Origin of the sequence: Mesorhizobium sp. KACC 23794, from assembly GCF_052180275.1 — a bacterium.
Classification (GTDB): domain Bacteria; phylum Pseudomonadota; class Alphaproteobacteria; order Rhizobiales; family Rhizobiaceae; genus Kumtagia.
The window spans coordinates 1,753,095-1,775,924 of the sequence record NZ_CP197465.1 but is presented as its reverse complement, the minus strand read 5'-3'; the positions used below and the strand labels follow the sequence as shown (position 1 = coordinate 1,775,924).

Sequence of the window (22,830 nt, the reverse complement as noted above, 5' to 3'; positions counted from 1 at the left end):
GAATCGATTTGCGTTGGCGTCAGCTTATTGACCTGTAGGAGCTCTCTTCTGTGCCGTCAAACATGTACAAAATAGCCTTTCTGTCCACCATTGCATTAATCGCAAGCAATACTTTTTCGGCGGCCTCAGACAATACCGCTGGACCCAAAGTGACGGACCCGAACTTCCATATATCCCCAGGCTATCTTCAGCAAAAAGAACTGCCCGATAGCCTTGAATTGCTCGGACCGCCCCCGGCGGAGGGGAGTGCGGCGCTTGCCCGCGACGAAGCGGCAAGAAGCGCAACCATACCGCTGCGCGACAAGCCGCGCTGGGACCTGGCGCGCATGGACGCAGATCTGGAGTTTCCACAGCCGGCAAAGAACTTCTCCTGCGCCATGGGGGTCGACATCAATGAAAGCGGAACCCCGCATCTGTATCGGCTGATGCAGAAGGTGCTGACGGACGCGGGCCTGTCGACATATGGCGTCAAAAACGCGTTCAATCGCACGCGTCCTTTCGTGGTCCACAACGAGGGCACCTGCACGCCCGACCAGGAGCCAGTTCTACGCCATGACGGTTCCTACCCTTCGGGTCATACTGCGGCTGGCTGGGCCTGGGCGCTTGTGCTGACCGAAGTCAACCCTGAGCGCGCAAATAATCTGCTCAAGCGCGGTATGGAATTCGGCCAGAGCCGTGTGATTTGCGATGCGCACTGGCAGAGCGACGTCGATGCAGGGCGTATCATGGGTGCTGCCGCGGTGGCCAAGCTTCATAGCAATGCAGAATTCCTCGCTGATATCGAGGCTGCCCGCGCAGAAGTGAAAGCCGTGCAGGCAAATGGTTCATCTGCCCAGCCAAGCTGTGCCGCGGAGGAAGCGGCCTTGTCCACCGAGTAACGCCGTTGGCCGTATTTCTCATTCCGTCGATAAGAATTTCCTGCCCGGGAATTTGCGGGCCGGAATCTCGGATGCGGTACAACGTCTTCAAAATCCCTGTTCAAGAAGTGGCCTGCCAATGAACGAGATCGCTACTCCGGCCTCGGCGGACGTGAACGCGGGAGATCCTTCCCCGCGCCCCGCTCCCGATCTGGGTGAATTTCTTGCGTCCCACGGCGGACCTTTCTTCGAACTGCAAGTGCAACTGAAACTGCTTCAGAAGCACACGCTTCGCGTCGGGTCTCGAGCGGCCCTGTTCGTGTCGTTGGCCTGGGGCGTTCCTTTTCTGCTTGGCTTGCCGCGCAGTTTCTCACTGGACCACGGCCAGGGAGCCTATCTCGCCGATCTCGGGGTATGGGCGAAGTTCTTCTTCGGGATCGGTGCTTTTATTCTGGCCGAGCAACAGGTGGAAAAAGGCTTGAAAGCCAAGCTGTCCCAGCTTCTGAGCGCGCCGATCGTCGCTCCGGGGTCAATCCCGGCTGCCGCGGCTATCGTGTCCTCGGCGCTTCGCCAGCGCGATTCTCGGGGGGCAGAGCTTATTTGCCTAGCCTTGGCGGTTGTCGCCTCGATCCTCTCCTACCTGAATCTTCACACGGTGGGAGCGTCATCATGGGCGGTCGAGCATTTGCAGGAAGGCAACAGGATTTCGCTTGCCGGGTGGTGGTCGATCTGCTTCAGCCTTCCCTTGTTCGTCTTCCTCTTTCTGCGCGGTATTTGGAGGCACTTTGTATGGGCTCGCATGCTTCGCAAGGTTGCGAAGCTTGATCTCCGCCTGGTCGCGACCCATCCCGACGGCAAGGGCGGGTTGGCGTTCCTGGGGCAGTATCCGAACGCCTATGCCATGTTCGTCTTTGGAATGAGCTGCGCAATCGCCGCGGCGGTCGCAAAGTACAGCCACCACGAAGACCTGTCCGCGGCGACGCTAAGCGTGGTCATGAGCGGCTGGCTCGCGATCGTCATCGGCTTCTTCGCCTATCCGTTGTCCGCCTTCACCCCTCCGCTTCATCGGTTGAAAGAGCAAGGTTTGGCGTTTCTGGGTGCTCAGGCGACGCAATTTCATCGATCTGCCGAACGGAAGGCTATCGGCCGGAATGTCTTTTCGGATTCCACACCCGAGCCGGACACGGAACTGTCGGATCCGGGCAAACACTACGACGCGATGCGCAAGCTTTCGACGATCCTCGTCAGCAGGGCCGCCGTCGTGCCCGTCGCCGCCGCGGCACTCATTCCTTTCGCGGTGGTGGGTGCGTCCGTGCTGCCATACAAGGAGGTCATGTCCGTCCTGAAGAAATTGCTCCTGCTGTAATGCACAACTTCCCCTGAGCTTCGCGGTTCATTGCCCGCTCGGCAACGCGTCGCATCCGGTTCTTGTTCATCGGCCGCAGCTTCCGCGCTTTTCCCCACGTCGGTCGCCCTCCGGCAGTCAGGCTTGACTTGGCTCGCCATGACAAGCTCACGATGGAATTTTCACGCACAAGAGTGTGTCCATACTGGGCGCACAAAAAATGCCCCGCCTTGCGGCGGGGCATTTTTCTCATTGGGGCTCGGCCCTACCCGTACAGGAGAGCGGCGCTTACGCCGCCTCAGCCTCATCATCCGCCGTCAGCGACGCGCGCGGCCGAAAATTCAGCCGGTCGCTTCCCGCCGTGATTTTCACGGTCGAATTGTCGCGCACGTCGCCGAGCAGGATGCGCTCGGCAAGCGGGTCCTGCAGCTCCTTCTGGATGACGCGCTTCAGCGGGCGGGCGCCGTAGGCGGGGTCGTAGCCCTTGGCAGCCAGCCAGTCGATCGCCTCTTGATCCAGATCGAGCCCGATCTTGCGGTCGGTCAGGAGCTTCTCCAGCCGCTTGAGCTGGATCTCGACGATGCGGCCCATGTCCTGCCGGCGCAGGCGGTGGAACAGGATCACCTCGTCGACGCGGTTCAGGAACTCCGGCCGGAACGAGGCTTTCACCACCGACATCACCTCGTCGCGAACCTTGTCGACATCCTCGCCGTCGGCGAGGTTGACCAGATATTCGGCGCCGAGGTTCGACGTCATGATGATCAGCGTGTTGCGGAAATCGACCGTGCGGCCCTGCCCGTCGGTCAGCCGTCCGTCGTCCAGCACCTGGAGCAGCACGTTGAACACGTCGGGATGCGCCTTCTCGATCTCGTCGAACAGCACGACCTGATAGGGCCGTCTGCGCACCGCTTCGGTCAGCGCGCCGCCTTCCTCGTAACCGACATAGCCGGGAGGAGCGCCGATCAGCCGGGCCACGGAGTGCTTCTCCATGTATTCCGACATGTCGATGCGCACCAGCGCGGTCTCGTCGTCGAACAGGAAGTCGGCCAGCGCCTTGGTCAACTCGGTCTTGCCGACGCCGGTCGGGCCGAGGAACATGAACGAGCCGATCGGCCGGTTCGGGTCCTGCAGCCCGGCGCGGGCACGGCGCACGGCCTTCGACACGGCCTGCACAGCCTCGCCCTGGCCGACGACGCGCACGCCGATCTCGTCTTCCATGCGCAAGAGCTTGTCGCGCTCGCCTTCCAGCATCTTGTCAACCGGAATGCCGGTCCAGCGCGACACGATGTGGGCGACGTGGTCGGGCGTCACGGTCTCTTCGACCATGCCCACCTTGCCGTCCTGCGCCTCGGCGTCCTTCAGCTTCTTCTCGACCTCGGGAATCTTGCCGTAGGCAAGTTCGCCGGCACGGGCGAAGTCGCCCCTGCGCTGCGCGATGGCCAGTTCGTTGCGCATTTCATCGAGCTGCTTCTTCAGGTCGGCGGCGAGCCCCAGCTTCTGCTTCTCGGACTGCCATTTGGCGGTGAGCTCGGTGGACTCCTCCTCCAGCGAGGCGAGATCCTTTTCGATGCGATGCAGCCGGTCTTTCGACGCGTCGTCCTTCTCCAGCTTCAGCGCCTCGCGCTCGATCTTGAGCTGCATGATGCGGCGGTCGATCTCGTCCAGCGCCTCGGGCTTGGAATCCACCTGCATGCGCAGGCGCGCCGACGCCTCGTCGACGAGGTCGATCGCCTTGTCGGGCAGGAAACGGTCGGTGATGTAGCGGTTGGAGAGCGTCGCGGCCGACACCAGTGCGGAATCGGAGATGCGCACCTTGTGGTGCTGCTCGTATTTCTCCTTCAGTCCGCGCAGGATGGAGATCGTGTCCTCCACCGTCGGCTCCTCGACGAACACCGGCTGGAAGCGCCGGGCCAGCGCCGGGTCCTTCTCGACATGTTTTCTGTACTCGTCGAGCGTGGTCGCGCCGACGCAGTGCAGTTCGCCGCGCGCCAGCGCCGGCTTCAGCAGGTTGGAGGCGTCCATCGCACCGTCCGCCTTGCCGGCGCCGACCAGCGTGTGCATCTCGTCGATGAACAGGATGATGTCGCCGTTCGCCGAGGTGACCTCGTTGAGCACGGCCTTTAGCCGCTCCTCAAACTCGCCGCGATATTTCGCGCCGGCGATCAGCGCGCCCATGTCGAGCGCCATCAGCTTCTTTTCTTTAAGCGATTCCGGCACGTCGCCATTGACGATGCGCAGCGCCAGGCCCTCGGCGATGGCCGTCTTGCCGACGCCCGGCTCGCCGATCAGCACCGGGTTGTTCTTGGTGCGCCGCGACAGAACCTGGATGGTGCGTCGGATCTCGTCGTCGCGGCCGATGACCGGATCGAGTTTTCCCGCACGCGCGTCGGCGGTCAGGTCGCGCGCATATTTCTTCAGCGCGTCGTAGCCCTGCTCGGCGGAAGCCGAATCGGCGGTGCGGCCTTTTCGGATGTCATTGATGGCGGCGTTCAGCGCCTGCGCGGTGACGCCGGCCTTGGCGAGGATGTCGGACGTCTTGGCCGACTTCTCCATGGCGAGCGCCTGCAAGAGCCGTTCGACCGTTACAAAACTGTCGCCGGCTTTCTTTGCGAGTTCCTCGGCGGTTGAGAAAACCTTTGCCAGCGGCTGCGCCATGTAGAGCTGGCCGTTGCCGCCCTCGACCTTCGGCAGCGCCTCGATCGCGGCCTCGACGCCGAGTTTGGCGTCACGGGCACGGCCGCCGGCGCGCTCGATCAGCGACGCGGCAAGGCCTTCTTCGTCGTCGATCAGGACCTTGAGGATATGTTCGGGCGTGAACTGCTGGTTGTTGCGGGAAAGCGCCGACGTCTGCGCGGACTGGATGAAACCGCGCACGCGCTCCGAATATTTCTCGATGTTCATATACCTGTCTCCTTTTCCGTACCGGCCCGCTTTGCGGCACCGGCTTGGCCTAGATGACGAACCCCCTCGGACGAGGCGGGTTCAACTTTGCCGGATATGGGTATCTCGCGGAATTCGCTCAAGATCGCCTTGAGCCAGATCAAAAAGAAAGGCGGCCGGACATTCCTGCCCGGCCGCCTTGTGGTCAAAAAGGATGGAAAAATCAGCTTTCGACGGGAGCGGCCGTCTCGCCGGTGGCCGCGGGCGCACCAAGCAATTCGCCTTGGGCCTCGGCTGCCGGCGCTTCTTCGGTGCGACGCGGCCGGCGTCCACGGCGCGGACGCGGCGGCTCCTCGACCGCCTGGGCCTCGTTGGCGACGACAGCAACGGGAACCGGCTCCTGCACCGGCTCAGGCTGCGGGAGAACTTCCGCGACAGGTGGCGTGGGAACTTCCACGGCAGGCGCAGCGGCCACGATTTCCGGGACCCCGCTCGCCACATGGGTGGAAGCGCCGTTCGTCCCATTGTGGCGGTTGTGCTGATGGCGCCGCTCGCGATGGCGTCCGCCGGCCCTGGGCTGGCCGGCCGGCTCGCTGTTCAGCGCGACCTCGGCCGGAACACCCTCGATCACCGGCTGCGGGCCGGAGCCGTTCACTGGCTGGGGCTGAGGCTGAGGCTGGGCAGCCTGCGGCTGCTGCTGAACCGGCGTCTGGATCGTGGGCTGCGTGTAGGAATCGCCGCCGCCGCTGTTCGTGCCGCCGTCAAATTCGTAGGAGCCGTCATCCATGTCGTCGTCGAGGTCGTCACGAGACGCCTGCGGCTGCTGGGAAGCGAACTGCGCCTGCGCCGAAGCGATGATGCGGTTGTAGTGTTCGGCATGCTGGAGATAATTTTCCGCCATGACGCGGTCGCCGGAACTGTGGGCGTCTCGGGCGAGAGTGGTATATTTCTCCGCAATCTGCTGCGCGGAGCCACGGATTTTGACGTCCGGACCGTTGCTTTCATAATTGCGCGTGAGCGGATTCGGCCCTTTGCGATTGTTGTTGTTATTGTTGTTATTGCCGCCGCCGCCGCCATTATTGTTGCGACCGCGCATGCGCCTGTTCTGCTGTTGTGGCCTCATCAGACTCTCTTCGTTTAGAAAAACAATTCACGAACGGTGCGCCTTGCCGGCCATCCGGTTCGTAATCCTCCGACGGTGTTCGCCCGCATCGGTTGCGTTGGCGTCACATGCCATCCTGTTTCGGTCTCATGACACGACCCGGACGATCCCCGTACGAAGCTTCAGCATCGTTTGCTCGATCAGGCAGCTGGCTTCTCAGGGAACCGAATTGTTCAGAGCACTGCCTGCTTCGTCTCATCCGGTGCGCGGACCCTATCCGCATTCTTCCGGCTTGCCAAGCGATATTTCCGGCGGCATTTTTCGTCAAATATCAGCCGCGCGTGAAGATTTCGTGGCAAATATCAGGACGCGGTCATTGCCGCCGAGATCCTTCGCCGCCCCCTCCAGACCGTAGTCGTTTTCCAGGAACACCGCCGTCACCGACTGCTTCTGGTCGAAGCCTATCTCTAGGCCGATTCGGCCATCCACTTCCAGGAAATCCAAAGCTTTGCCGGCGATCCGGCGATAGGCGTCAAGCCCATCCTCGCCACCATCCAGCGCCGCTACCGGTTCGTGGTCACGAACCTCGCGCGCCAGGCCGGCGATGCTTTCCGTGGGTATATAGGGAGGGTTGGAGACGATTACATCCCATTTCCCCGAAACATTCTCGAACCAGTCGGATTGCAGCGGCGTGAACCGCGATTCGAGACCGATTCGCCCGGCATTTTCACGCGCGGCGGCGAGCGCATCGGCCGAGATGTCGGTGCCGGTGGCAGTCGCTTCTCCCACTTCGGAGAGCAGCGCCAGCGCGATCGCCCCCGTACCCGTGCCAAGATCGAGAATGCGGCAGGACCCACGCCGCCGCACGGCCTCCCGCACGAGGGGCAGCACGGCGTCGACCAATGTTTCCGTATCCGGCCTGGGTTCCAGCGTCGCCGGGGAAACCAGCAGGTCGAGCCCGTAGAAGGCGCGAAAGCCGATGATGCGGTGCACAGGCTCGCCAGCCTGCCGACGTTCGAATGCGGCAATGATGTGCGACGCGATCTCGCCTTCCACAGGCCGTTTCGGCGCGGTGATGGCGTGGGCGCGCGTGGTGCCGGTGAAATGCTCGACCAGCAGCCGCGCATCCAGCGCCGGATCGTCGATCCCTGCCCGGGCCAGCATCTCGCGGCCGACGCGGAGCAAGCCCTCCAGCGTCGTCGCATCGCCGTCAGGCATCGGTGCCGATCTCGGCGAGCAGCTTCGATTGATGATCCGAGATCAGCGCCGAGACGATCTCGTCGAGTTCGCCCATCATCACCCGGTCGAGCTTGTAGAGCGTCAGGTTGATGCGGTGGTCGGTCACCCGGCCCTGCGGAAAATTGTAGGTGCGGATGCGCTCCGACCGGTCGCCCGACCCGACCTGCAGCTTTCGCGATTCGGAGCGCTCCTCCGCCGCCCTGGTGCGCTCCATGTCGTAGAGCCGCGCCCGCAGGATCTGCATGGCGCGAGCCCGGTTCTGGTGCTGCGATTTTTCGGCCTGCACCACCATGATGCCGGTCGGCAGATGGGTGATGCGCACGGCGGAATCGGTGGTGTTGACGTGCTGGCCGCCGGCGCCCGACGCACGCATCGTGTCGATGCGCACATCCTCCGCCCGTATCTCGATGTCGACCTCTTCCGCCTCCGGCAGTACCGCCACCGTTGCCGCGGAGGTGTGGATGCGGCCGCTGCCTTCAGTCTCCGGCACGCGCTGGACGCGATGAACGCCTGATTCGAACTTGAAATGCGCGAACACGCCGCGCCCCGAAACCGTCGCGATGATTTCCTTGAAGCCGCCAACCTCGCCTTCGCTGGTCGAGGCAACCTCGACCTTCCAGCCCTTCGACGCCGCGTAGCGCTCATACATGCGGAAAAGGTCGCCGGCGAACAACGCCGCCTCGTCGCCGCCGGTGCCGGCGCGGATTTCGAGGATGGCGCTGCGCTCGTCGGCGGCATCCTTGGGCAGCAGCAGGATCTGGATGTCGTGCTGCAGCGCTTCGACACGCTCCTCGACGCCCGGCAGGTCGGCCTCCGCCAGTTCCCGCATTTCCGCGTCGGTCGTCTTGTCGGCCAGCATGGTCTGCAGGTCGGCAGCCTCCGCCTCTGCCGCGCGGAGCCCGCGCACCTTGCCGACGATCTCCTGCAACTCGGCATATTCGGATGCCATCTTCACATAGGCGTCCGGCTCCGGCCCGGCCGACATTTGCGCCTCGAGCATCTCGAAGCGCTTTACGACCTGGTCCATGCGGTCATTGGGGAGGGAGATCATGATTGCAGTCGACGATCCAAACGTTGGGCTTTCGCATTTGGCATCTCGCCATGCCCAGCCTGGCAAACAAGCACGGGGCAATAGCGAAGTTTCCGGCAAACCTCAACGCGCCGTCTGGCGAACATGGTTGAGGTCTTGGTGTATCGATTGCCGTTTCACGCCGATCCTAGTATATACGGAGGAATATATACCATTTCCGAAGGGTGGCCAATGACCCGATACGCCCGTGTTTTTCAATCCGGCAATTCGCAGGCTGTGCGGCTCCCGAAGGAATTCCGCCTCGATGTTGAGCGCGTCGAGGTTTCGCGCGAGGGCGACGCCATCATCCTGCGTCCAGATACCGGGCAGAAGCCGCCCTGGGCATCGTTGCGCGCGGCCATGGAACGGGGTTTCAGTTCCGACTTCATGCAAGGCGGCCGCGAGCAGCCGGATGAGCAGGAAAGGCCCGACCTGGATGCAGCGTTCCGATGACCGGCTATCTGCTCGATACCAACACGGTCATCGCCCTTGTCGGCAACAACGACACCGTGTTCCGCCGGGTCGAACAGATGGAACCTGGCTCGATCGGCATCTGTTCGATCGTCGCCCACGAACTCTACTTTGGCGCCTACAAGAGCCGGAAGGTGGCGCACAATCTCGAAACGCTTCGGCTGTTGCTGTCCGATCTCGCCATTGTCGACTTTGACCGCGAGGATGCGCGCGCCGCAGGAGAAATCAGCGCCGACCTGGCAATGAAAGGCACGCTGATCGGCCCTTATGACATCCTGATCGCCGGTCAGGCAAAACGTCGCGGAGCGGTCCTCGTGACCAACAATCTTCGCGAATTCAAGCGCGTGACCAATTTGCAGGTCGAGGACTGGACTGCGCCATGATGATTGAGGGGCGGGCAGTGCAACACCCTACAGCGGGATCCCCCGATCGTCCGCAAACGTCTGCAACAGCGCGCGCATCGGCAGGCGGGCGCTCATGCCGGCCAGGTTTTCGTTCATGAAGTCCGTCAGGGCCTCCACCGGCAGTTCGGTGAGCATGGCCTTCACCGGCCCGATCGCAGCGGGAGACATCGAGATCGACCGGTAGCCGAGGCCGATCAGGGCCATGGCCGAGATGGGCTTGCCGGCAAGTTCGCCGCACAGCGTGACCGGCGTCCCGTTACGTTTTCCCGCCTCCGCGACCTGCCGCAATATGCGCAGGAACGGCACGGAAAGGGCGTCGAAGCGGTCGGCGAGCTGGCTATTGCCCCGGTCGGTCGCCATCACAAACTGGAACAGGTCGTTGGAGCCGACCGAGACGAAATCGACCGTATGCATCAGTTCGTCCAGTTGGAAGAGCAGCGACGGCACCTCCAGCATCGCGCCGATCTTCAGGCTGGTCGGCAGATGATGACCGAAGCGGGAGAGATGCCGCACTTCACGGTCGATGATCTCGCGCGCCTGCGCGATCTCGCCGAGTTCGGTGACCATCGGCAGCATGACCCGCAGCTCGCGGCCGCCTGCGGCGCGCAGCAGCGCCCTCACCTGGGTGCGTAGCAGCCCCGGACGGTCGAGCGTCAGGCGTATCGCCCGCCAGCCGAGCGCCGGGTTCTCCTCCTGCGCGGCGCCCTTGAAATAGGGCAGCACCTTGTCTCCGCCGATGTCGATGGTGCGGAACGTCACGGGCTTGCCACGCGCGGCGTCCAGCACGTCGCTGTAGAGCCGCTCCTGCGCCTCGGCGCGCGGGAAGGTGGAGGCAACCATGAACTGCAACTCGGTGCGGAACAGCCCGATGCCGCCGGCGCCGGCGTCGGCCAGCTGCGGCAGGTCGACGGCCAGCCCGGCATTCATCATCAGGTCGACGCCCACCCCGTCCCTGGAGACGGAGGGCTTCTTGCGCAACTCGCGATAGAGTTCCTGCCGGCGCGCCCGGAACCGCACCTTTTCCGCATAGGCCGATTCGACATCGGATTGCGGCCGCAGATGCACTGCGCCATCCTCGCCGTCGACGATGATGGCATCGCCGTTCTCCGACATGGAGACGCCGCCCTTGACCTGGCCGACGACCGGAATGCCCATGGCGCGCGCCACGATCACCACGTGGCTGGTGATCGCGCCATCCTCCAGCACCAGGCCGCGCAGTTTCTCCCTCGGATAGTCCAGCAGTTCGGCTGCGCCCATGGAGCGCGCGACGATGATCGAATCCTTCGGCAGCGCCGCCGCGATGTCGTCCGGCGAACGGCCCATCAACTGGCGCAGCAGCCGGTTGGCGAGATCGTCGAAATCGCTCATGCGCTCGCGCATATAGGGATCGGTCATGTGCACCATGCGCGCGCGCATGTCGCTCTGCACCTTTTCGACCGCCGCCTCGGCGGTCAGGCCGTTGCGGATCGCCTCTTCCAGCCGCCGCACCCAGCCGCGGTCGTTCGCGAACATGCGGTAGGCCTCGAGCACATCGCGGTGCTCGCCCTCGAACGCCACTTCGCGGCGCGACAACATGTCGTCGATGGAGAGCCGCAGCGAGCCCAGCGCGGTTTCGAGGCGGCCGACCTCGGCCTCGGAATCCTCGTTGAACAGGTTGGTGACGACGATGCGCGGCTCGTGCAGCACCACATGGCCGAGCCCGACGCCCTCGTTGAAGGCAAGGCCGGTCATGGACACCGGCCGGCTGAGATCCAGCTCGATGCCCGGCCGCGACAGCCGCGCCAGATCACCGGCGGCGATCATCTCGGCGATCACCATGGCCGTGGTTTCCAGCGCCTCGACCTCGTCCTCGCGATAGGTTCGCATGGTGCGGTTCTGCACGACCAGCACGCCCAGCGTGCGCCCGGCGCGCAGCACCGGCACGCCGAGGAAGGAGTGGTAGATCTCCTCGCCCGTCTCGGGCAGGTAGGCGAAGGCCGGATGCTCCTGCGCGTTGGACAGGTTGAGCGCCCGCGCGCTGGCGGCGATGGTGCCGACGAGGCCCTGGCCGAGGCGCAATTGCGCCAGGTGCACCGAACCGGGGTTCAGACCTTCTGTGGCGTAGAGTTCCAGCACGGAGTCGGCGCGCAGCACATAGAGCGAGCAGACCTCGGCCACCATGTTGCGGGCGATATCGCGGACGATGTGGTCGAGCCGTTCCTGCGGCCCCAGGGGCTCGGCCATGAGCTCCCTGAGCCGTCGCAGCAATACGCGTGGTCCTACGACCGAGTCACGCATAAGGGTTGCGTCTCCAAACAGGTTTCGGCGGCCCTGCCGCCCGGCAAGGCACGAATCCCCCGCCGGATATTTCTTCCGCTAATGCTTATCGAGACCGTAGACGGAATGCAAAGTGCGAACCGCAAGTTCGGTATAGGCGCCGTCGATCAGGATCGAAATCTTGATCTCCGATGTGGTGATGGCGCGGATGTTGATGCCTTTTTCCGACAGAGCCTTGAAGGCGGTGGCGGCGACGCCGGCGTGGCTGCGCATGCCGATGCCGATCACCGACACCTTCGACATGCCGTCGTCATGCTGGATCACGTCGTAGCCGACCGAATTCTTGCCCTTTTCCAGCACGTTAAGCGCCTTGCCCACGTCGCCGGAGGGCACGGTGAAGGTCATGTCGGTGAACTTGCCGTCCTCGGAGATGTTCTGGACGATCATGTCGACATTGATGTTGGCCTCGGCCAGCGGCCCGAAGATGCCGGCGGCGACGCCCGGCCGGTCGGAGACGCGGCGCAGCGATATCTGGGCCTCGTCCTTGGCATAGGCAATTCCGGTGACGACCTGCTGTTCCACGATTTCATCCTCGTCGCAAATAAGCGTTCCGGGCGGGTTGAGAAGGTCGCCCATCCCCGGCGCGTTGGGATCGTCGAAGGACGACCGCACGAAGGTGCGCACCTTGTAGACCATGGCGAGTTCGACCGAGCGCACCTGCAGCACCTTGGAGCCGAGCGAGGCCATCTCCAGCATCTCCTCGAAGGAGATGCGGGAAAGCCGGCGCGCCTTCGGCTCGATGCGCGGATCGGTGGTGTAGACGCCGTCGACATCCGTATAGATGTCGCAGCGGTCGGCGTTCACCGCCGCCGCAATCGCCACCGCCGACGTGTCGGACCCGCCGCGCCCCAGCGTCGAGATGCGGTTGTCCGGGGCGATACCCTGGAAACCGGCGATGACAGCCACCTGGCCCTCGCCGAAGCGCTTGATGAGGAAAGAGCCGTCGATCTCGGTGATACGCGCCGCGCCATGCGCGCCGTCGGTCTTGATCGGGATCTGCCAGCCCTGCCAGGAGCGGGCATGGATGCCCATCGACTGCAATACGATCGCCAGCAAACCGGCCGTCACCTGCTCGCCCGAGGCTACCACGGCGTCATATTCGCGCGCGTCGTGCATGGGCGACGCGTCGCGCGTCCACGCCACGAGTTCGTTGGTCTTGCCGGACATGGCCGAGACCACGACGGCGACGTCATGGCCGGCATCGACCTCGCGTTTGACGTGGCGGGCGACGTTGCGGATGCGATTGATGTCGGCGACGGAGGTTCCGCCGAATTTCATCACGATACGCGCCATGGAAAGCGGATGCCCCGTTCGACTGTCCCGGGCTCGCGGAAGCCTTGGAATGCTATGATTGTGGCGCCGGAAAGCCCGGTCGCCGATGCGCGGCCTCCATATCCAAAACAGGTCGCTTCCGCAAGGCGCGACCGGCAGCGCTATCGGCGGCAGCGCTAACCATTGCATCTTCGTCCGAGCCGCATTGCCAAGGCTTTGGCCGCAGCCACAAAGGCAAGAATCATTTCTGCGTCGTCGGCGTCCGCCTGCGCGAGGTGAAACAGCTGCCGGCCAACACCGAGACAGACCGTTCGCCGCCGCCGGGAAAGCCCAGTGAACGTCGCGCGAGTGATTGAACTCGCACACCTGTCGCAGCGTCACGATGCGGAAGCGCTAACCAACTGATTTCGCTGGTGATCCCGACTGGATTCGAACCAGTGGCCTACAGATTAGGAATCTGCCGCTCTATCCTACTGAGCTACGGGACCAGCCAGAACGCTACATAGCGGCTTCCGGCGGATTCGCCAACAGTTTCGAGGGGCGGCAGTTTTGCGCGGTTCGGTCGACCTTGGACCCGATATATATTGAACCGTGAAGAGATGGCTTCCGCCACGGGCCGAAGTCCGGGCAGGTGAGGATTGGAACGTCACCGCAGAAATTGCCTGTTGCGGCAAAGGAACCCGGCGGATTTGCCGGCGCCGCGCCTGCCCTCGTCCGGACGCGTTCCTTGCGGGCCTGAAGTGACCGGAGCCGGCCCCTTTGCCTGCAGACATGGTTTGCGTTCTCCGGCCAAAACTGCAAAGTGGCGGTGGTGATGCCCGGTTGACGACCTGTGCATCCCTGAAAGAATTTTGGGCGGATTTCCGATGCCTTTGCCTGCCGGCCGGAGTTTTGCCGATCCGCAGAACGCGCTCGATGGTCACGTTCGGCGGACTGGAATTCTTCAGCGACGGGGGATTTTGATGAGAAGGCTTGTCTTGTTCGCGCTGGCGCTCGTCGTTGCGACGGAAGCTCAGGCTCTCGGGCGATTTTCCTCCGATCGCATGGCCTGTGCGCGGGTCCAGCAAACGATCCGGGCCGACGGCGCCGCCATCGTCAGCTATACGTCGCGCCGCAGCAATCCGCTCTACGATCGTTTCGTCCGCAATGCCCAGTTCTGCCAGGGCGGCGAGGTGACGGAAACCGTCTACATCGTCGCGGCCGATACGCAGTCCTGCCCCGTGCTGCACTGCCAGGAATATGAGCCTCCTTTCGATTTCAGATGAGTTTCAGATACTGCAAGGCCGGTACTACGATCGGCTCATGGGACGCCCGGCGACCGCTCGGCATGAAAGTGCCTATGGAATGAGTGGGCACCGTCCTGCCGGTTCGATGGTTCGGAGCCAACGCCTGGAAGGTTCCCTTTGGCGTTTGCATGGTTTTCGATGCGCGCGTTTTGCCCGTGGCGTGGCCGTTATAACAGCGTGAAATTCTGCCGTGTAGAAAAATCTTCAAAATTGACAATCCTGGCCCGTCTTGTAATTTCTTCGTCAGCGGCACAGAGACATGGGAGGAGCGGTGTCGATCCGGGAAGAACTGGCGCACACGCAATTGGCCCTGACGTCGGCGGAGCAGAAGATCGTGCTGGTGCTTTTGGCCGACTATCCGAAGTCGGGACTGGGCACGGCGACGCGCCTGGCGCGGCTGGCCGGCGTCAGCGACCCGACGGTCATGCGCCTGATGATCAAGCTCGGTTACGGGAAATTCTCGGACTTCCAGTCGAAGCTGCTGGAGGAAGTTGAGTCGCGCCTGCATTCTCCGCTGCTGATGATGGAGGCCAAGCGCCCGGCCAACGCCAGCGAGGGCACGGCGCTGGGCTACTACAATTCGGTCGCCGAGAGCCTCGACCGCACCCGCACCCAGACGCCGTCGCAGGCCTATACGCGCGCCGTTTCCATGATCATGGAGGCCAGGGGCCAGGTGGTGCTGCTCGGCGGCCGCTTCAGCCGCCACATCGCCTCGATGCTTGCCGGCTATCTCGTGCAATTGCGCAGCGGCGTGCGCGACGTGGAACAGCTTTCGCCGTCGGATTTCGACGTGCTGATCGACATGGGCAAGCGCGACCTGCTGGTGGTGTTCGACTATCGCCGCTACCAGGCAGACGTCGTGAGTTTCGCCCGCCAGGCGCATGAACGCGGGGTCGCCATCCTCCTGTTCAGCGATCCGTGGCTGTCGCCGATCGCCGAGTTCGCCGACCAGACGATGGTGGCGGCGATCGACGCGGACTCTCCGTTCGACACGCTGGCGACGCCTGTGGCGCAGATCGAGGCGGTGCTGGCGCATGCGCTCGGCCTGCACGGCGCGTCGATAAGGGCCCGCATCGAAGACATCGAGGCGATCCGCAGCACCAATGCCGTCACGCTGGACGGCGGCGACGACGCCGAACGCACCAGGAGCCCCGGCGACCGCATTTCGCCGCCGCCGGCTGCCGTTTCAAGATCGTGACATTTCAGGAGCTTTCATGACCGCCAAGACCCAGCTTCCGCGCAGAGACGGGCCGTTCCAGAAAGGGGCGACGGCGCTGCTGCTCGTCGACATGCAGCGCATCTGGCTGGAGCCGGGGCTCGATCCCGACCATCCCGAGCGGGGACCTGACCACTATATCTACCGGCAGACCCGCGAGGTGACGATCCCCAACCAGGTCGCCTTGCTGAAGGCGGCGCGCGAGGCGGGCGTCGAAGTGCTGCACACCATCATCCAGAGCCTGACCGAGGACGGCCGCGACCGCTCGCTCGACCACAAGCTGACGCCGATGCACGTTCCGCCGAGCCTGAAGGAGGGCCTTCCGCCCGAGGAATTGGCACCGGTCGGCGACGAGATAATGCTGCCGAAAACGTCCTCCGGCATCTTCAACTCGACCAATATCGACTATTTGCTGAAGAACCTCGGCATCCGCAATCTCGTGGTCTGCGGCATGCTGACCGACCAGTGCGTCGACATGACGGTGCGTGACGGGGCCGACCGGGGTTATCTGGTGACCTGCGTGTCCGACGCCTGCGCCGCGCCGTCGCAGCAGCGGCACGACGGCGCCCTGAAGGCGTTCGGCGGCTATTGCTGGGTGACGGATACGGCAACGGTGGTGCAGCGCTTCGAGGCGCTGGGGCGCGAGGCATGACCCCGCTCGCCCATGTCGTGACCACCGACCTCGCGGGCATCACGCGCGGCCGGCCGGTGACCGAGGAACGGCTCGGGAAAGCGGCGGCCACCGGCCTCGGCTGGGTGCCGGCGAATCTCTGCCTGACGCCGTTCAACTCGATCCCGGGCGAGAATCCGTGGGGCTCGGCCGGGGACGTCAGGCTGGTGCCTGACCTGTCCTCGCGGTCTTCGACCGGCTCGACGGGCTCCGAGACGCCGCTCGATCTCGTCATGGGCGACATCGTCGAACTCGACGGCTCGCCCTGGGCCGGCTGCACCCGGACTCAGCTGAAGGAAGCGCTGGCGGCGCTGAGGAAGGCAACCGGGCTTTCGGTCGTTGCCGCCTTCGAGCAGGAATTTTTGCTGCATCCGGCCGTCGCCGATCCATTGCGCGTGCCGGGTCATGCGTTCTCGGTGACCGCTTTCCGCGATGCCGGCGTGTTTGGGCCACGGCTCGCCGAATGCCTGGAAGAGGCCGGTGTCGAGCCGGAAATGGTGCTGCCCGAATACGGCAACGACCAGTTCGAGGTGACGCATGCGCCAACCGACGGGCTGGCGGCGGCGGACCGCGCCGTCGTCATCCGCGAGGTGACGCGCGAGGTGGCGCGCAATCTCGGCCGGCGGGCGTCGTTCGCGCCGAAGCCGATTCTCGACGGCGTCGGCAACGGCGTGCACATCCATTTCAGCCTGGTGGATGCCGACGGCGAGCCGGCGACCTATGATGGCGCGAAGCCCGGCGGACTGTCAGCAGCGGCAGGCTCCTTCTGTGCCGGCGTGCTAAAGCACCTGCAAGCGCTGACCGTGCTGACGGCGTCGAGCCCGCCGTCCTATTACCGGCTGGCGCCGCACAATTGGAGTTCGTCCTACACCTGGCTCGGCGAGCGCGACCGCGAGGCGACGCTGCGCATCTGCCCGGTGGTGACGATGGGCGGGCGCGACCCGGCAAAACAGTTCAACATCGAGTACCGGGCGGCCGACGCCACCGCCAATCCCTATCTGGCGCTGGCCGGCATCGTGCGGGCCGGGCTGGCGGGCATCGACCAGAAACTGCCGGCGCCGCCGATCGTGTCCGGCGACCCGACGCTGATGAGCGAGGCGGAACTGGAGGCAAAGGGCTTGCACAGGCTGCCGGAGACGCTGGAGGCAGCACTTGAGGCGCTGAAGTCGGACGAGACCGTTCGCGGCTGGTTCCCCAAGTCGCTTATCGACAGTTTTGTCGCGGTGAAACAGGCCGAGTTGGTGCTGGCGGCGGGCAAGGACAGAGCGGAAATCTGCGCCGCCTATGGGGACCGCTATTGACCGCCCCTGCCCTGGCCCCGACGGCCGACTGGCCGGAGCCGGTCGAGATCGTCAATGCCGGCTCGCATTCGCCGCTGGTGCTGGTCTGCGACCACGCCTCGAACCACATTCCGGCCGTCTATGAACGGCTGGGCGTCGCGCCGTCCGAACTCCGGCGCCACATCGCCTGGGACATCGGCGCGGCGGAGGTGACGCACGCGCTTGCGACACGGCTCGGCGCACCGGCATTTCTGGGCGCCTATTCGCGACTGCTGGTTGATCTGAACCGGCCGTTCGGCGTGCCGACCAGCATGCCGGTGATTTCGGAAGCGACGCGCATTCCCGGCAATGAGGGACTGGACGACGCCGAACGGACGCTGCGGCGCGAGCGCATGTTCGAGCCGTTCCATGCGGCGGTTGCAAAATTCCTCGACCGGCGCGGGACGGCCAGAAACCTGATCGTCGCCATCCACAGTTTCACGCCAATATTCCTCGGCGTGGCGCGGCCCTGGCATATCGGCGTGCTGTACGAGGACGGCGGCGAGCTGGCGCAACAATTCCTCGCCGCGCTGCGCGCCGATCCGACATTGGTGGTGGGCGACAACGAGCCGTACCGGATCGACCGCGAGGGCGACTACGCCATCCCGGTCCACGGGACGGATCGCGGCAACCCGGCCGTGCTGATCGAGATCAGGCACGACCTGATCGACACGCCCGAGGGCGTTGCCGCCTGGGCCGATCGGCTGGCCGCCATTCTCGAACCCATCGTCGCAACATACCAGCCGGCCGCCTGAGGCCGCGACCAGAAAGAGGATGCCATGTCGGACACCGAAGCCACCATCAAGGCGCTGCAGGATTTCATCGAGACGGACCGCGACTTCGTCATCAACCTGACGCGCGACCTCGTCCGCATTCCTTCCGTCAACCCGAAATTCGAGACGGCGGATGCGCTGAACCGTGAAGGCGACGTGCAAAAACTGCTGGAGCCAATCCTCAAGGACGAGGGCTTTGCCACGGAGCAGTTCGACGCCCTGCCCGGCCGGCCGAACCTGATCGGCGAGAAGCCAGGCTCGGAAGACAAGAGCCTGATCCTGTGCGGCCACATCGACGTGGTGCCGACCGGCGCGCTGAAGGACTGGACGGTCGATCCGTTCGGCGGCGAGATTTTGGGTGGAAAACTCTACGGGCGCGGCTCGATCGACATGAAGGGCGGGGTCGCCGCCTGCGTGGCGGCCATGCGCGCCATCAACCGTGCCGGCATCAAGCTTGACGGGCGGCTGGCCTTCCATTCGGTCGTGGACGAGGAAGCCGGCGGCGGCGGGGCGATCGACAATGTCAGGCGCGGCAAGCTCGCCAAGGCGATCCTCGTGGCCGAGCCGAGCTGGGGCGACGTGCATCCGGCCGAGGGCGGACTGGAATGGGCACGCGTCACCATCCGCGGCCGCAACGGCCATTCGGCCTTCCGCTTCAACGAGATCTATCCGCAGCAGCACACCGCGGAGCGGCTGGCGCCGGCCGTCAACGCCATCGACATCGCCGCGCGCTTCATCCAGGCGGTGCACCTGTTCGAGCAGAACCGCGTACGCGCCCGCTCGCATCCGCTGCTGCCGGCCGGCATGAACACCATCAACATCGGCGTGATGTGGGGCGGCACCGGCCTCGGCGCCAACGGCCTGCCGACGGTGATGACCAATCCGGCGATCATCCCAGACGCCGCGGTGCTCGACCTCGACATGAAGTTTTTGCCGGATGAGACGTCGAAACAGTACCGCAAGGATTTCGAGGATTTTGTCGCCAGCTTCTGCGCCATGGACGACTGGCTGAGGAAAAACCCGATAAAAATCGACTGGGATCTCGGCGGCCTGCATTTCCCGCCAATGAACACCGCGCCCGACCATCCGCTGGTCGCCTCGCTGATGAAGCGGGCGGCCGCCGCCGGCAAGGCACCGGCGATGAAGGGATTTATTGCCGTCTGCGACGCGGCGCATTATGCCGGCGCCGGCGTCGACGGAGTAATCTACGGCCCGGCCGGCGACGGCTTCCATTCGACCGACGAATATGTCGATATCGAATCGCTGGTGAGAAGCGCAAAGGTCATCGCGGCCAGCGTCATCGACTGGTGCGGGGTCAGGTAAGTGCCGGGGACAGTTTACTTTTTTCGGCCCGCGCCAGCCTTGAGGCGGCCGCGTCCTTCTGCCGAAAGAAAGTAAACTGTCCCCTGAGTTTCCCCAACCGAAGGAGGCGCATATGAGCTCATCTCCCCTCGACAACAGCCTCGTCGAAGAAGCCACCGGATGGCGGCGGCATCTGCATGCGCATCCCGAAACAGCCTTTGACGAGCACCGCACCGCCGATTTCGTCGCTGAAAAACTGGAGGAGTTCGGCATCGCTGTTCATCGCGGGCTCGGCGGCACAGGCGTTGTCGGCACGCTGAAGCGGGGCAACAGCCCGGTCGCCGTCGGCCTGCGGGCCGACATGGACGCCCTGTTCATCCATGAGGAGAGTGCGGTCGGCTATCGTTCCTCGGTGGACGGCAAGATGCACGCCTGCGGCCATGACGGGCACATGGCGATGCTGCTCGGCGCGGCCAAACACCTTGCCAAAAACGGCGATTTCGACGGCACCGTGCATTTCATCTTCCAGCCGGCGGAGGAGACGGGCGACGAGCGCTGCGGCGGCAATCTCATGGTCAAGGACGGCCTGTTCGAAAGATTTCCGGTGCAGGCGGTGTTCGGGCTGCACAATTTGCCGTCCGCTCCGCTCGGCAGTTTTTCGATGCGGCCCGGCCCGATGCTGGCATCGATCGACACGTTCGAGTTCCGCATCGGCAGCGTGCTTGCCCATCCGGCCACGCAATACGGCGTGGCGGACCCGCTGCTGATAGCGGCAGACATCGTCCAGGACATGCATGCCTTCAAGGCGCGCTACGTCAACCCGGCCGAACCGGTCGTGCTGTCGATCACGCAGTTCCAGAGCGGCAACCCGGCCGACCGGCAGAGCGTGCATGTAACGCCGGACAAGGCGGTCGTGCGCGGCACGGTCTATACGCTGAACGACGCGGTGCGCGACCAATTCGAGGCCGGGCTGGAACGGCTGGTGCGCAATGCCGCCGAGGCAGGCGGCGCCAGCCACGAATTCTTGTTCCAGCGGGGCTATCCGGTGCTGCGCAACACCGCCGACGAGACCGAGTTCGCGAAAAATGTCGCGCAGGAGGTCTCCGCGTCCGTGAATGCGGCGATGCAGCCGGTCATGGGCGCCGAGGATTTCGCCTTCATGCTGGGTGCTGCTCCCGGATGCTACGTCTTCCTCGGCTCGCTCGATGAGGGCGAGGCGGCGCCGAGGCAGCTTCATAATCCGCGCTACGATTTCAACGACGCTGTGCTGCCGGTGGGCATCCGCTACTGGGCCACGCTGGCGGAGCGTTATCTGGGCGAGACAGGGTCCGGCCGTCGGCAATGATCGGTGGAGGCGTGCAGGCTGGCAGGCGTAAAGCCGCTTGCTTGTCGCTCAGCCCTTCGACCCCCGCCGCGAGAACACGCCCATCGCGCTTTTCAACATCCCAACAATGCCGCCGGGATAGGCGAGCATGACGACGAGGATGAGAAGGGCGGTGATGATCGGCCGCCAGGCGCCGAAATCCGCCATCGCCTCGGAAAACACCGTCAGCACGAAGGAGGCGATGATCGCTCCGTAGATCGTGCTGGTGCCGCCGAGCAGCACCATCGACAGGATGATGGTGCCGAGGCTCATGCTGAACACTTCGACAGAGGCGTTGCGCTGGTAGGCGGCGTAGAAGGCGCCGGCGACGCCGGTGAAGAATGCGCTGGCCGCCAGCGTTATCAGCCGCTGCTTGACCAGCGAGATGCCGCGGCTGACCGCGTAGTCCTCGTTGTCGCGTAGCGCAACGATGCTGATGCCGGTGCGCGAGCGCACGAAGGCGCGCAGGAAGACGGTGCTCGCTGCCAGCAACGCCAGAGCGATGTAGAAATAGGCGAATTTGCCGTCGCGGACCATGTTGTGGTCGAAGACGTAGAGCGACGGAATGCGCACGATGCCCACCGTGCCGCCGGTATAGTCGGACTGGCTGAGGATGACCTGCATCACCAGTTGCGCGAAGCCGAAGGTGACGAGGATGATGTAGATGCCCTTCAGCCGTAGGATGGGGATGGTGACGGCGACCGCCGCGATGACGGCGATCACCCCGCTGGCGGCCATCGCAACCCACGGGTCCATTTCGGCGAGTTTCGTCAGAAGGCTATAGGCGTAGACGCCGATGCCGAACAGCGCGATGTGGCCGAAATTGAAGACGCCGCCATAACCCAGGCTGAGGTCCCAGTTCGACGCGACGATCGCGTAGATGAACACCATGATCAGGATATGGCGGCTGTAGCTGTCGGTGAAGACCAGGGGCAGCAACGCCATGAGCGCGAAGCCGATGATCATGGCGATGGCCTCGCGCTGCCATGGCACGCGACCGGGGCCGACCGGGACGGCGCTCGCCGCCGGGCGGGAGGGTTGGGCGTCGGTCAGGTTCGCGGCGGTCATGCGAGCCCCCGTCCGCTTCTAGCCGTGAACAGGCCCTCGGGTTTGACCATCAGCGTCAGGATCAGGGCGGCGAACAGCAGCGCCGGCGTCCAGTAGAGGCCAAAATAGTAGCTGCAGATCGCCTCGAAGAAGCCGATCACATAGGCCGCGAAGATCGGCCCGGAAATGCTGGAGATGCCGCCAAAGACGACGACGATAAGTGCCTTAAGTAGCGGGTCGGCGCCCATCACCGGCGTCATGAAGCGGTAGCCGCCGAGGAAGATGCCGGCAAGTGCGGCCAACGCGGCGGCGATGCCAAAGGCCAGCGCGTAGAGCATGGTGACGTTGAGGCCGACGAGGCGGCTGGCGTCCTCGTTCTGTGCCACGGCCCTGAGCGCCAGGCCGAGCCGCGTGCGGTTGAGGAAGAACCACAGCGCCGCCAGGATGATCGGCGTAATCACGATGATGGCGATCTGGTGCAGCGAGACGCCGATGCCGCCCAAAGTGATGTTGCCCTCCAGCAGCGGCGGAAGCTGCTTCGAGCGCGGCCCCCAGGCGACCAGCACGCCGTTCTCGATCAGCGAGCCGGCGGCGAGCGTGGTGATGACGACGACCAGCACGAGGTTGGCGCGGCCGATCAGCGGCCTGACGACCGTCGCCTGCAGCAGCCAGCCGACGCCGGCCATCAGCGCCACCGCCAGCGGGAACGCGACGTAGGCGGGAAAGCCGAGCGCCACGAACTGCCAGGCGAGATAGGCGCCGAGCATCATGAAGACGCCGTGGGAAAAATTGAAGACGCCGATGGTGGTCCAGACCAGTGCCAGGCCGACCGCCATCATGGCATAGAGCGAACCCTGGAACAGGCCGCCGAAAAGGATGTCTGCGGCGGTGTTCATCCG

At 64.3% G+C, this 22,830-nt stretch carries 19 protein-coding genes and 1 tRNA gene; 11 read left to right on the top strand and 9 right to left on the bottom strand.

Annotated elements, in window-relative coordinates; genetic code table 11:
* Positions 1–62: 62 nt before the first annotated feature.
* Together ACSBOB_RS08775 and ACSBOB_RS08770 are read left to right on the top strand one after the other, a co-directional pair.
* A complete protein-coding gene (locus ACSBOB_RS08775; RefSeq protein WP_442582049.1) occupies positions 63–878 on the top strand; it encodes an acid phosphatase in 816 nt (271 codons plus the stop codon).
* Between the two features lie 118 nt (positions 879–996).
* On the top strand, positions 997–2,223 hold the full coding sequence (locus ACSBOB_RS08770) for a hypothetical protein (RefSeq protein ID WP_442582048.1): 1,227 nt from the start codon (positions 997–999) through the stop codon (positions 2,221–2,223).
* Positions 2,224–2,490: 267 nt separating this feature from the next.
* On the opposite strand, the gene clpB is transcribed toward ACSBOB_RS08770, so the two are convergent.
* The 4 genes from clpB to prfA all read right to left on the bottom strand — a co-directional run bounded on the left by clpB (position 2,491) and on the right by prfA (position 8,474).
* Positions 2,491–5,103 (bottom strand): ATP-dependent chaperone ClpB, encoded by a 2,613-nt coding sequence (gene clpB, locus ACSBOB_RS08765; RefSeq protein WP_442582047.1) that lies wholly within the window; start codon positions 5,101–5,103, stop codon positions 2,491–2,493.
* 202 nt (positions 5,104–5,305) lie between these two features.
* A complete protein-coding gene (locus ACSBOB_RS08760; RefSeq protein WP_442583687.1) occupies positions 5,306–6,178 on the bottom strand; it encodes a DUF4167 domain-containing protein in 873 nt (290 codons plus the stop codon).
* Positions 6,179–6,508: 330 nt separating this feature from the next.
* Positions 6,509–7,402 (bottom strand): peptide chain release factor N(5)-glutamine methyltransferase, encoded by an 894-nt coding sequence (gene prmC, locus ACSBOB_RS08755; protein WP_442582046.1) that lies wholly within the window; start codon positions 7,400–7,402, stop codon positions 6,509–6,511.
* On the bottom strand, positions 7,395–8,474 hold the full coding sequence (gene prfA, locus ACSBOB_RS08750; protein ID WP_442582045.1) for a peptide chain release factor 1: 1,080 nt from the start codon (positions 8,472–8,474) through the stop codon (positions 7,395–7,397). Before prfA ends, prmC begins: the two co-directional genes overlap by 8 nt.
* Positions 8,475–8,684: 210 nt before the next feature.
* Here prfA and ACSBOB_RS08745 point away from each other — a divergent pair, with 210 nt between their 5' ends.
* A complete protein-coding gene (locus tag ACSBOB_RS08745) occupies positions 8,685–8,945 on the top strand; it encodes an antitoxin (protein WP_442582044.1) in 261 nt (86 codons plus the stop codon).
* Positions 8,942–9,346, top strand: a complete 405-nt coding sequence (locus ACSBOB_RS08740) for a type II toxin-antitoxin system VapC family toxin (protein WP_442582043.1) — start codon at positions 8,942–8,944, stop codon at positions 9,344–9,346. Before ACSBOB_RS08745 ends, ACSBOB_RS08740 begins: the two co-directional genes overlap by 4 nt.
* A gap of 27 nt (positions 9,347–9,373) precedes the next feature.
* On the opposite strand, the gene ptsP is transcribed toward ACSBOB_RS08740, so the two are convergent.
* From ptsP to ACSBOB_RS08725, 3 genes are all read right to left on the bottom strand, one after another.
* Positions 9,374–11,644, bottom strand: coding sequence for a phosphoenolpyruvate--protein phosphotransferase (gene ptsP, locus ACSBOB_RS08735; protein WP_442582042.1), 2,271 nt, complete (start codon positions 11,642–11,644; stop codon positions 9,374–9,376).
* Positions 11,645–11,722: 78 nt separating this feature from the next.
* Entirely contained in the window at positions 11,723–12,976 is a 1,254-nt protein-coding gene (locus tag ACSBOB_RS08730; protein WP_442582041.1) for an aspartate kinase, read from the bottom strand.
* 390 nt (positions 12,977–13,366) lie between these two features.
* Positions 13,367–13,443: transfer RNA gene (locus ACSBOB_RS08725), tRNA-Arg, on the bottom strand.
* Between the two features lie 489 nt (positions 13,444–13,932).
* Here ACSBOB_RS08725 and ACSBOB_RS08720 point away from each other — a divergent pair.
* The 7 genes from ACSBOB_RS08720 (at position 13,933) to ACSBOB_RS08690 (ending at position 20,866) form a co-directional block, all read left to right on the top strand.
* Positions 13,933–14,220: a hypothetical protein gene (locus ACSBOB_RS08720; protein WP_442582040.1), complete on the top strand. Its 288-nt coding sequence runs from the start codon at positions 13,933–13,935 to the stop codon at positions 14,218–14,220.
* Between the two features lie 292 nt (positions 14,221–14,512).
* Entirely contained in the window at positions 14,513–15,439 is a 927-nt protein-coding gene (locus ACSBOB_RS08715) for a MurR/RpiR family transcriptional regulator (protein ID WP_442582039.1), read from the top strand.
* 16 nt (positions 15,440–15,455) lie between these two features.
* Complete coding sequence (locus ACSBOB_RS08710; protein ID WP_442582038.1) at positions 15,456–16,109, top strand: cysteine hydrolase family protein; 654 nt, start codon at positions 15,456–15,458, stop codon at positions 16,107–16,109.
* Positions 16,106–17,428: a glutamine synthetase family protein gene (locus tag ACSBOB_RS08705; RefSeq protein ID WP_442582037.1), complete on the top strand. Its 1,323-nt coding sequence runs from the start codon at positions 16,106–16,108 to the stop codon at positions 17,426–17,428. The genes ACSBOB_RS08710 and ACSBOB_RS08705 overlap by 4 nt, the downstream gene beginning before the upstream one ends.
* Positions 17,425–18,201, top strand: a complete 777-nt coding sequence (locus ACSBOB_RS08700; RefSeq protein ID WP_442582036.1) for an N-formylglutamate amidohydrolase — start codon at positions 17,425–17,427, stop codon at positions 18,199–18,201. The genes ACSBOB_RS08705 and ACSBOB_RS08700 overlap by 4 nt, the downstream gene beginning before the upstream one ends.
* Before the next feature lie 24 nt (positions 18,202–18,225).
* Complete coding sequence (locus tag ACSBOB_RS08695; RefSeq protein WP_442582035.1) at positions 18,226–19,542, top strand: M20 family metallopeptidase; 1,317 nt, start codon at positions 18,226–18,228, stop codon at positions 19,540–19,542.
* Positions 19,543–19,654: 112 nt separating this feature from the next.
* Positions 19,655–20,866, top strand: a complete 1,212-nt coding sequence (locus ACSBOB_RS08690; RefSeq protein WP_442582034.1) for an amidohydrolase — start codon at positions 19,655–19,657, stop codon at positions 20,864–20,866.
* Between the two features lie 48 nt (positions 20,867–20,914).
* Here ACSBOB_RS08690 and ACSBOB_RS08685 read toward each other — a convergent pair whose 3' ends face one another.
* Entirely contained in the window at positions 20,915–21,952 is a 1,038-nt protein-coding gene (locus tag ACSBOB_RS08685; protein WP_442582033.1) for a branched-chain amino acid ABC transporter permease, read from the bottom strand.
* A complete protein-coding gene (locus ACSBOB_RS08680; RefSeq protein WP_442582032.1) occupies positions 21,949–22,827 on the bottom strand; it encodes a branched-chain amino acid ABC transporter permease in 879 nt (292 codons plus the stop codon). Before ACSBOB_RS08680 ends, ACSBOB_RS08685 begins: the two co-directional genes overlap by 4 nt.
* Between the last annotated feature and the right edge of the window lie 3 nt (positions 22,828–22,830).

What these genes read in the sequence shown, in the direction of transcription:
- ACSBOB_RS08705 (WP_442582037.1), top strand. Translation starts at nt 16,106, where the DNA reads ATGACCCCGCTCGCCCATGTCGTGACCACCGACCTCGCGGGCATCACG.
- ACSBOB_RS08695 (WP_442582035.1), top strand. Translation starts at nt 18,226, where the DNA reads ATGTCGGACACCGAAGCCACCATCAAGGCGCTGCAGGATTTCATCGAG.
- prfA (WP_442582045.1), bottom strand. Translation starts at nt 8,474, where the DNA reads ATGATCTCCCTCCCCAATGACCGCATGGACCAGGTCGTAAAGCGCTTC.
- ACSBOB_RS08770 (WP_442582048.1), top strand. Translation starts at nt 997, where the DNA reads ATGAACGAGATCGCTACTCCGGCCTCGGCGGACGTGAACGCGGGAGAT.
- ACSBOB_RS08760 (WP_442583687.1), bottom strand. Translation starts at nt 6,178, where the DNA reads ATGCGCGGTCGCAACAATAATGGCGGCGGCGGCGGCAATAACAACAAT.
- ACSBOB_RS08680 (WP_442582032.1), bottom strand. Translation starts at nt 22,827, where the DNA reads ATGAACACCGCCGCAGACATCCTTTTCGGCGGCCTGTTCCAGGGTTCG.
- ACSBOB_RS08710 (WP_442582038.1), top strand. Translation starts at nt 15,456, where the DNA reads ATGACCGCCAAGACCCAGCTTCCGCGCAGAGACGGGCCGTTCCAGAAA.
- ACSBOB_RS08685 (WP_442582033.1), bottom strand. Translation starts at nt 21,952, where the DNA reads ATGACCGCCGCGAACCTGACCGACGCCCAACCCTCCCGCCCGGCGGCG.
- ACSBOB_RS08775 (WP_442582049.1), top strand. Translation starts at nt 63, where the DNA reads ATGTACAAAATAGCCTTTCTGTCCACCATTGCATTAATCGCAAGCAAT.
- clpB (WP_442582047.1), bottom strand. Translation starts at nt 5,103, where the DNA reads ATGAACATCGAGAAATATTCGGAGCGCGTGCGCGGTTTCATCCAGTCC.
- ACSBOB_RS08745 (WP_442582044.1), top strand. Translation starts at nt 8,685, where the DNA reads ATGACCCGATACGCCCGTGTTTTTCAATCCGGCAATTCGCAGGCTGTG.
- prmC (WP_442582046.1), bottom strand. Translation starts at nt 7,402, where the DNA reads ATGCCTGACGGCGATGCGACGACGCTGGAGGGCTTGCTCCGCGTCGGC.
- ACSBOB_RS08730 (WP_442582041.1), bottom strand. Translation starts at nt 12,976, where the DNA reads ATGGCGCGTATCGTGATGAAATTCGGCGGAACCTCCGTCGCCGACATC.
- ptsP (WP_442582042.1), bottom strand. Translation starts at nt 11,644, where the DNA reads ATGCGTGACTCGGTCGTAGGACCACGCGTATTGCTGCGACGGCTCAGG.
- ACSBOB_RS08740 (WP_442582043.1), top strand. Translation starts at nt 8,942, where the DNA reads ATGACCGGCTATCTGCTCGATACCAACACGGTCATCGCCCTTGTCGGC.
- ACSBOB_RS08690 (WP_442582034.1), top strand. Translation starts at nt 19,655, where the DNA reads ATGAGCTCATCTCCCCTCGACAACAGCCTCGTCGAAGAAGCCACCGGA.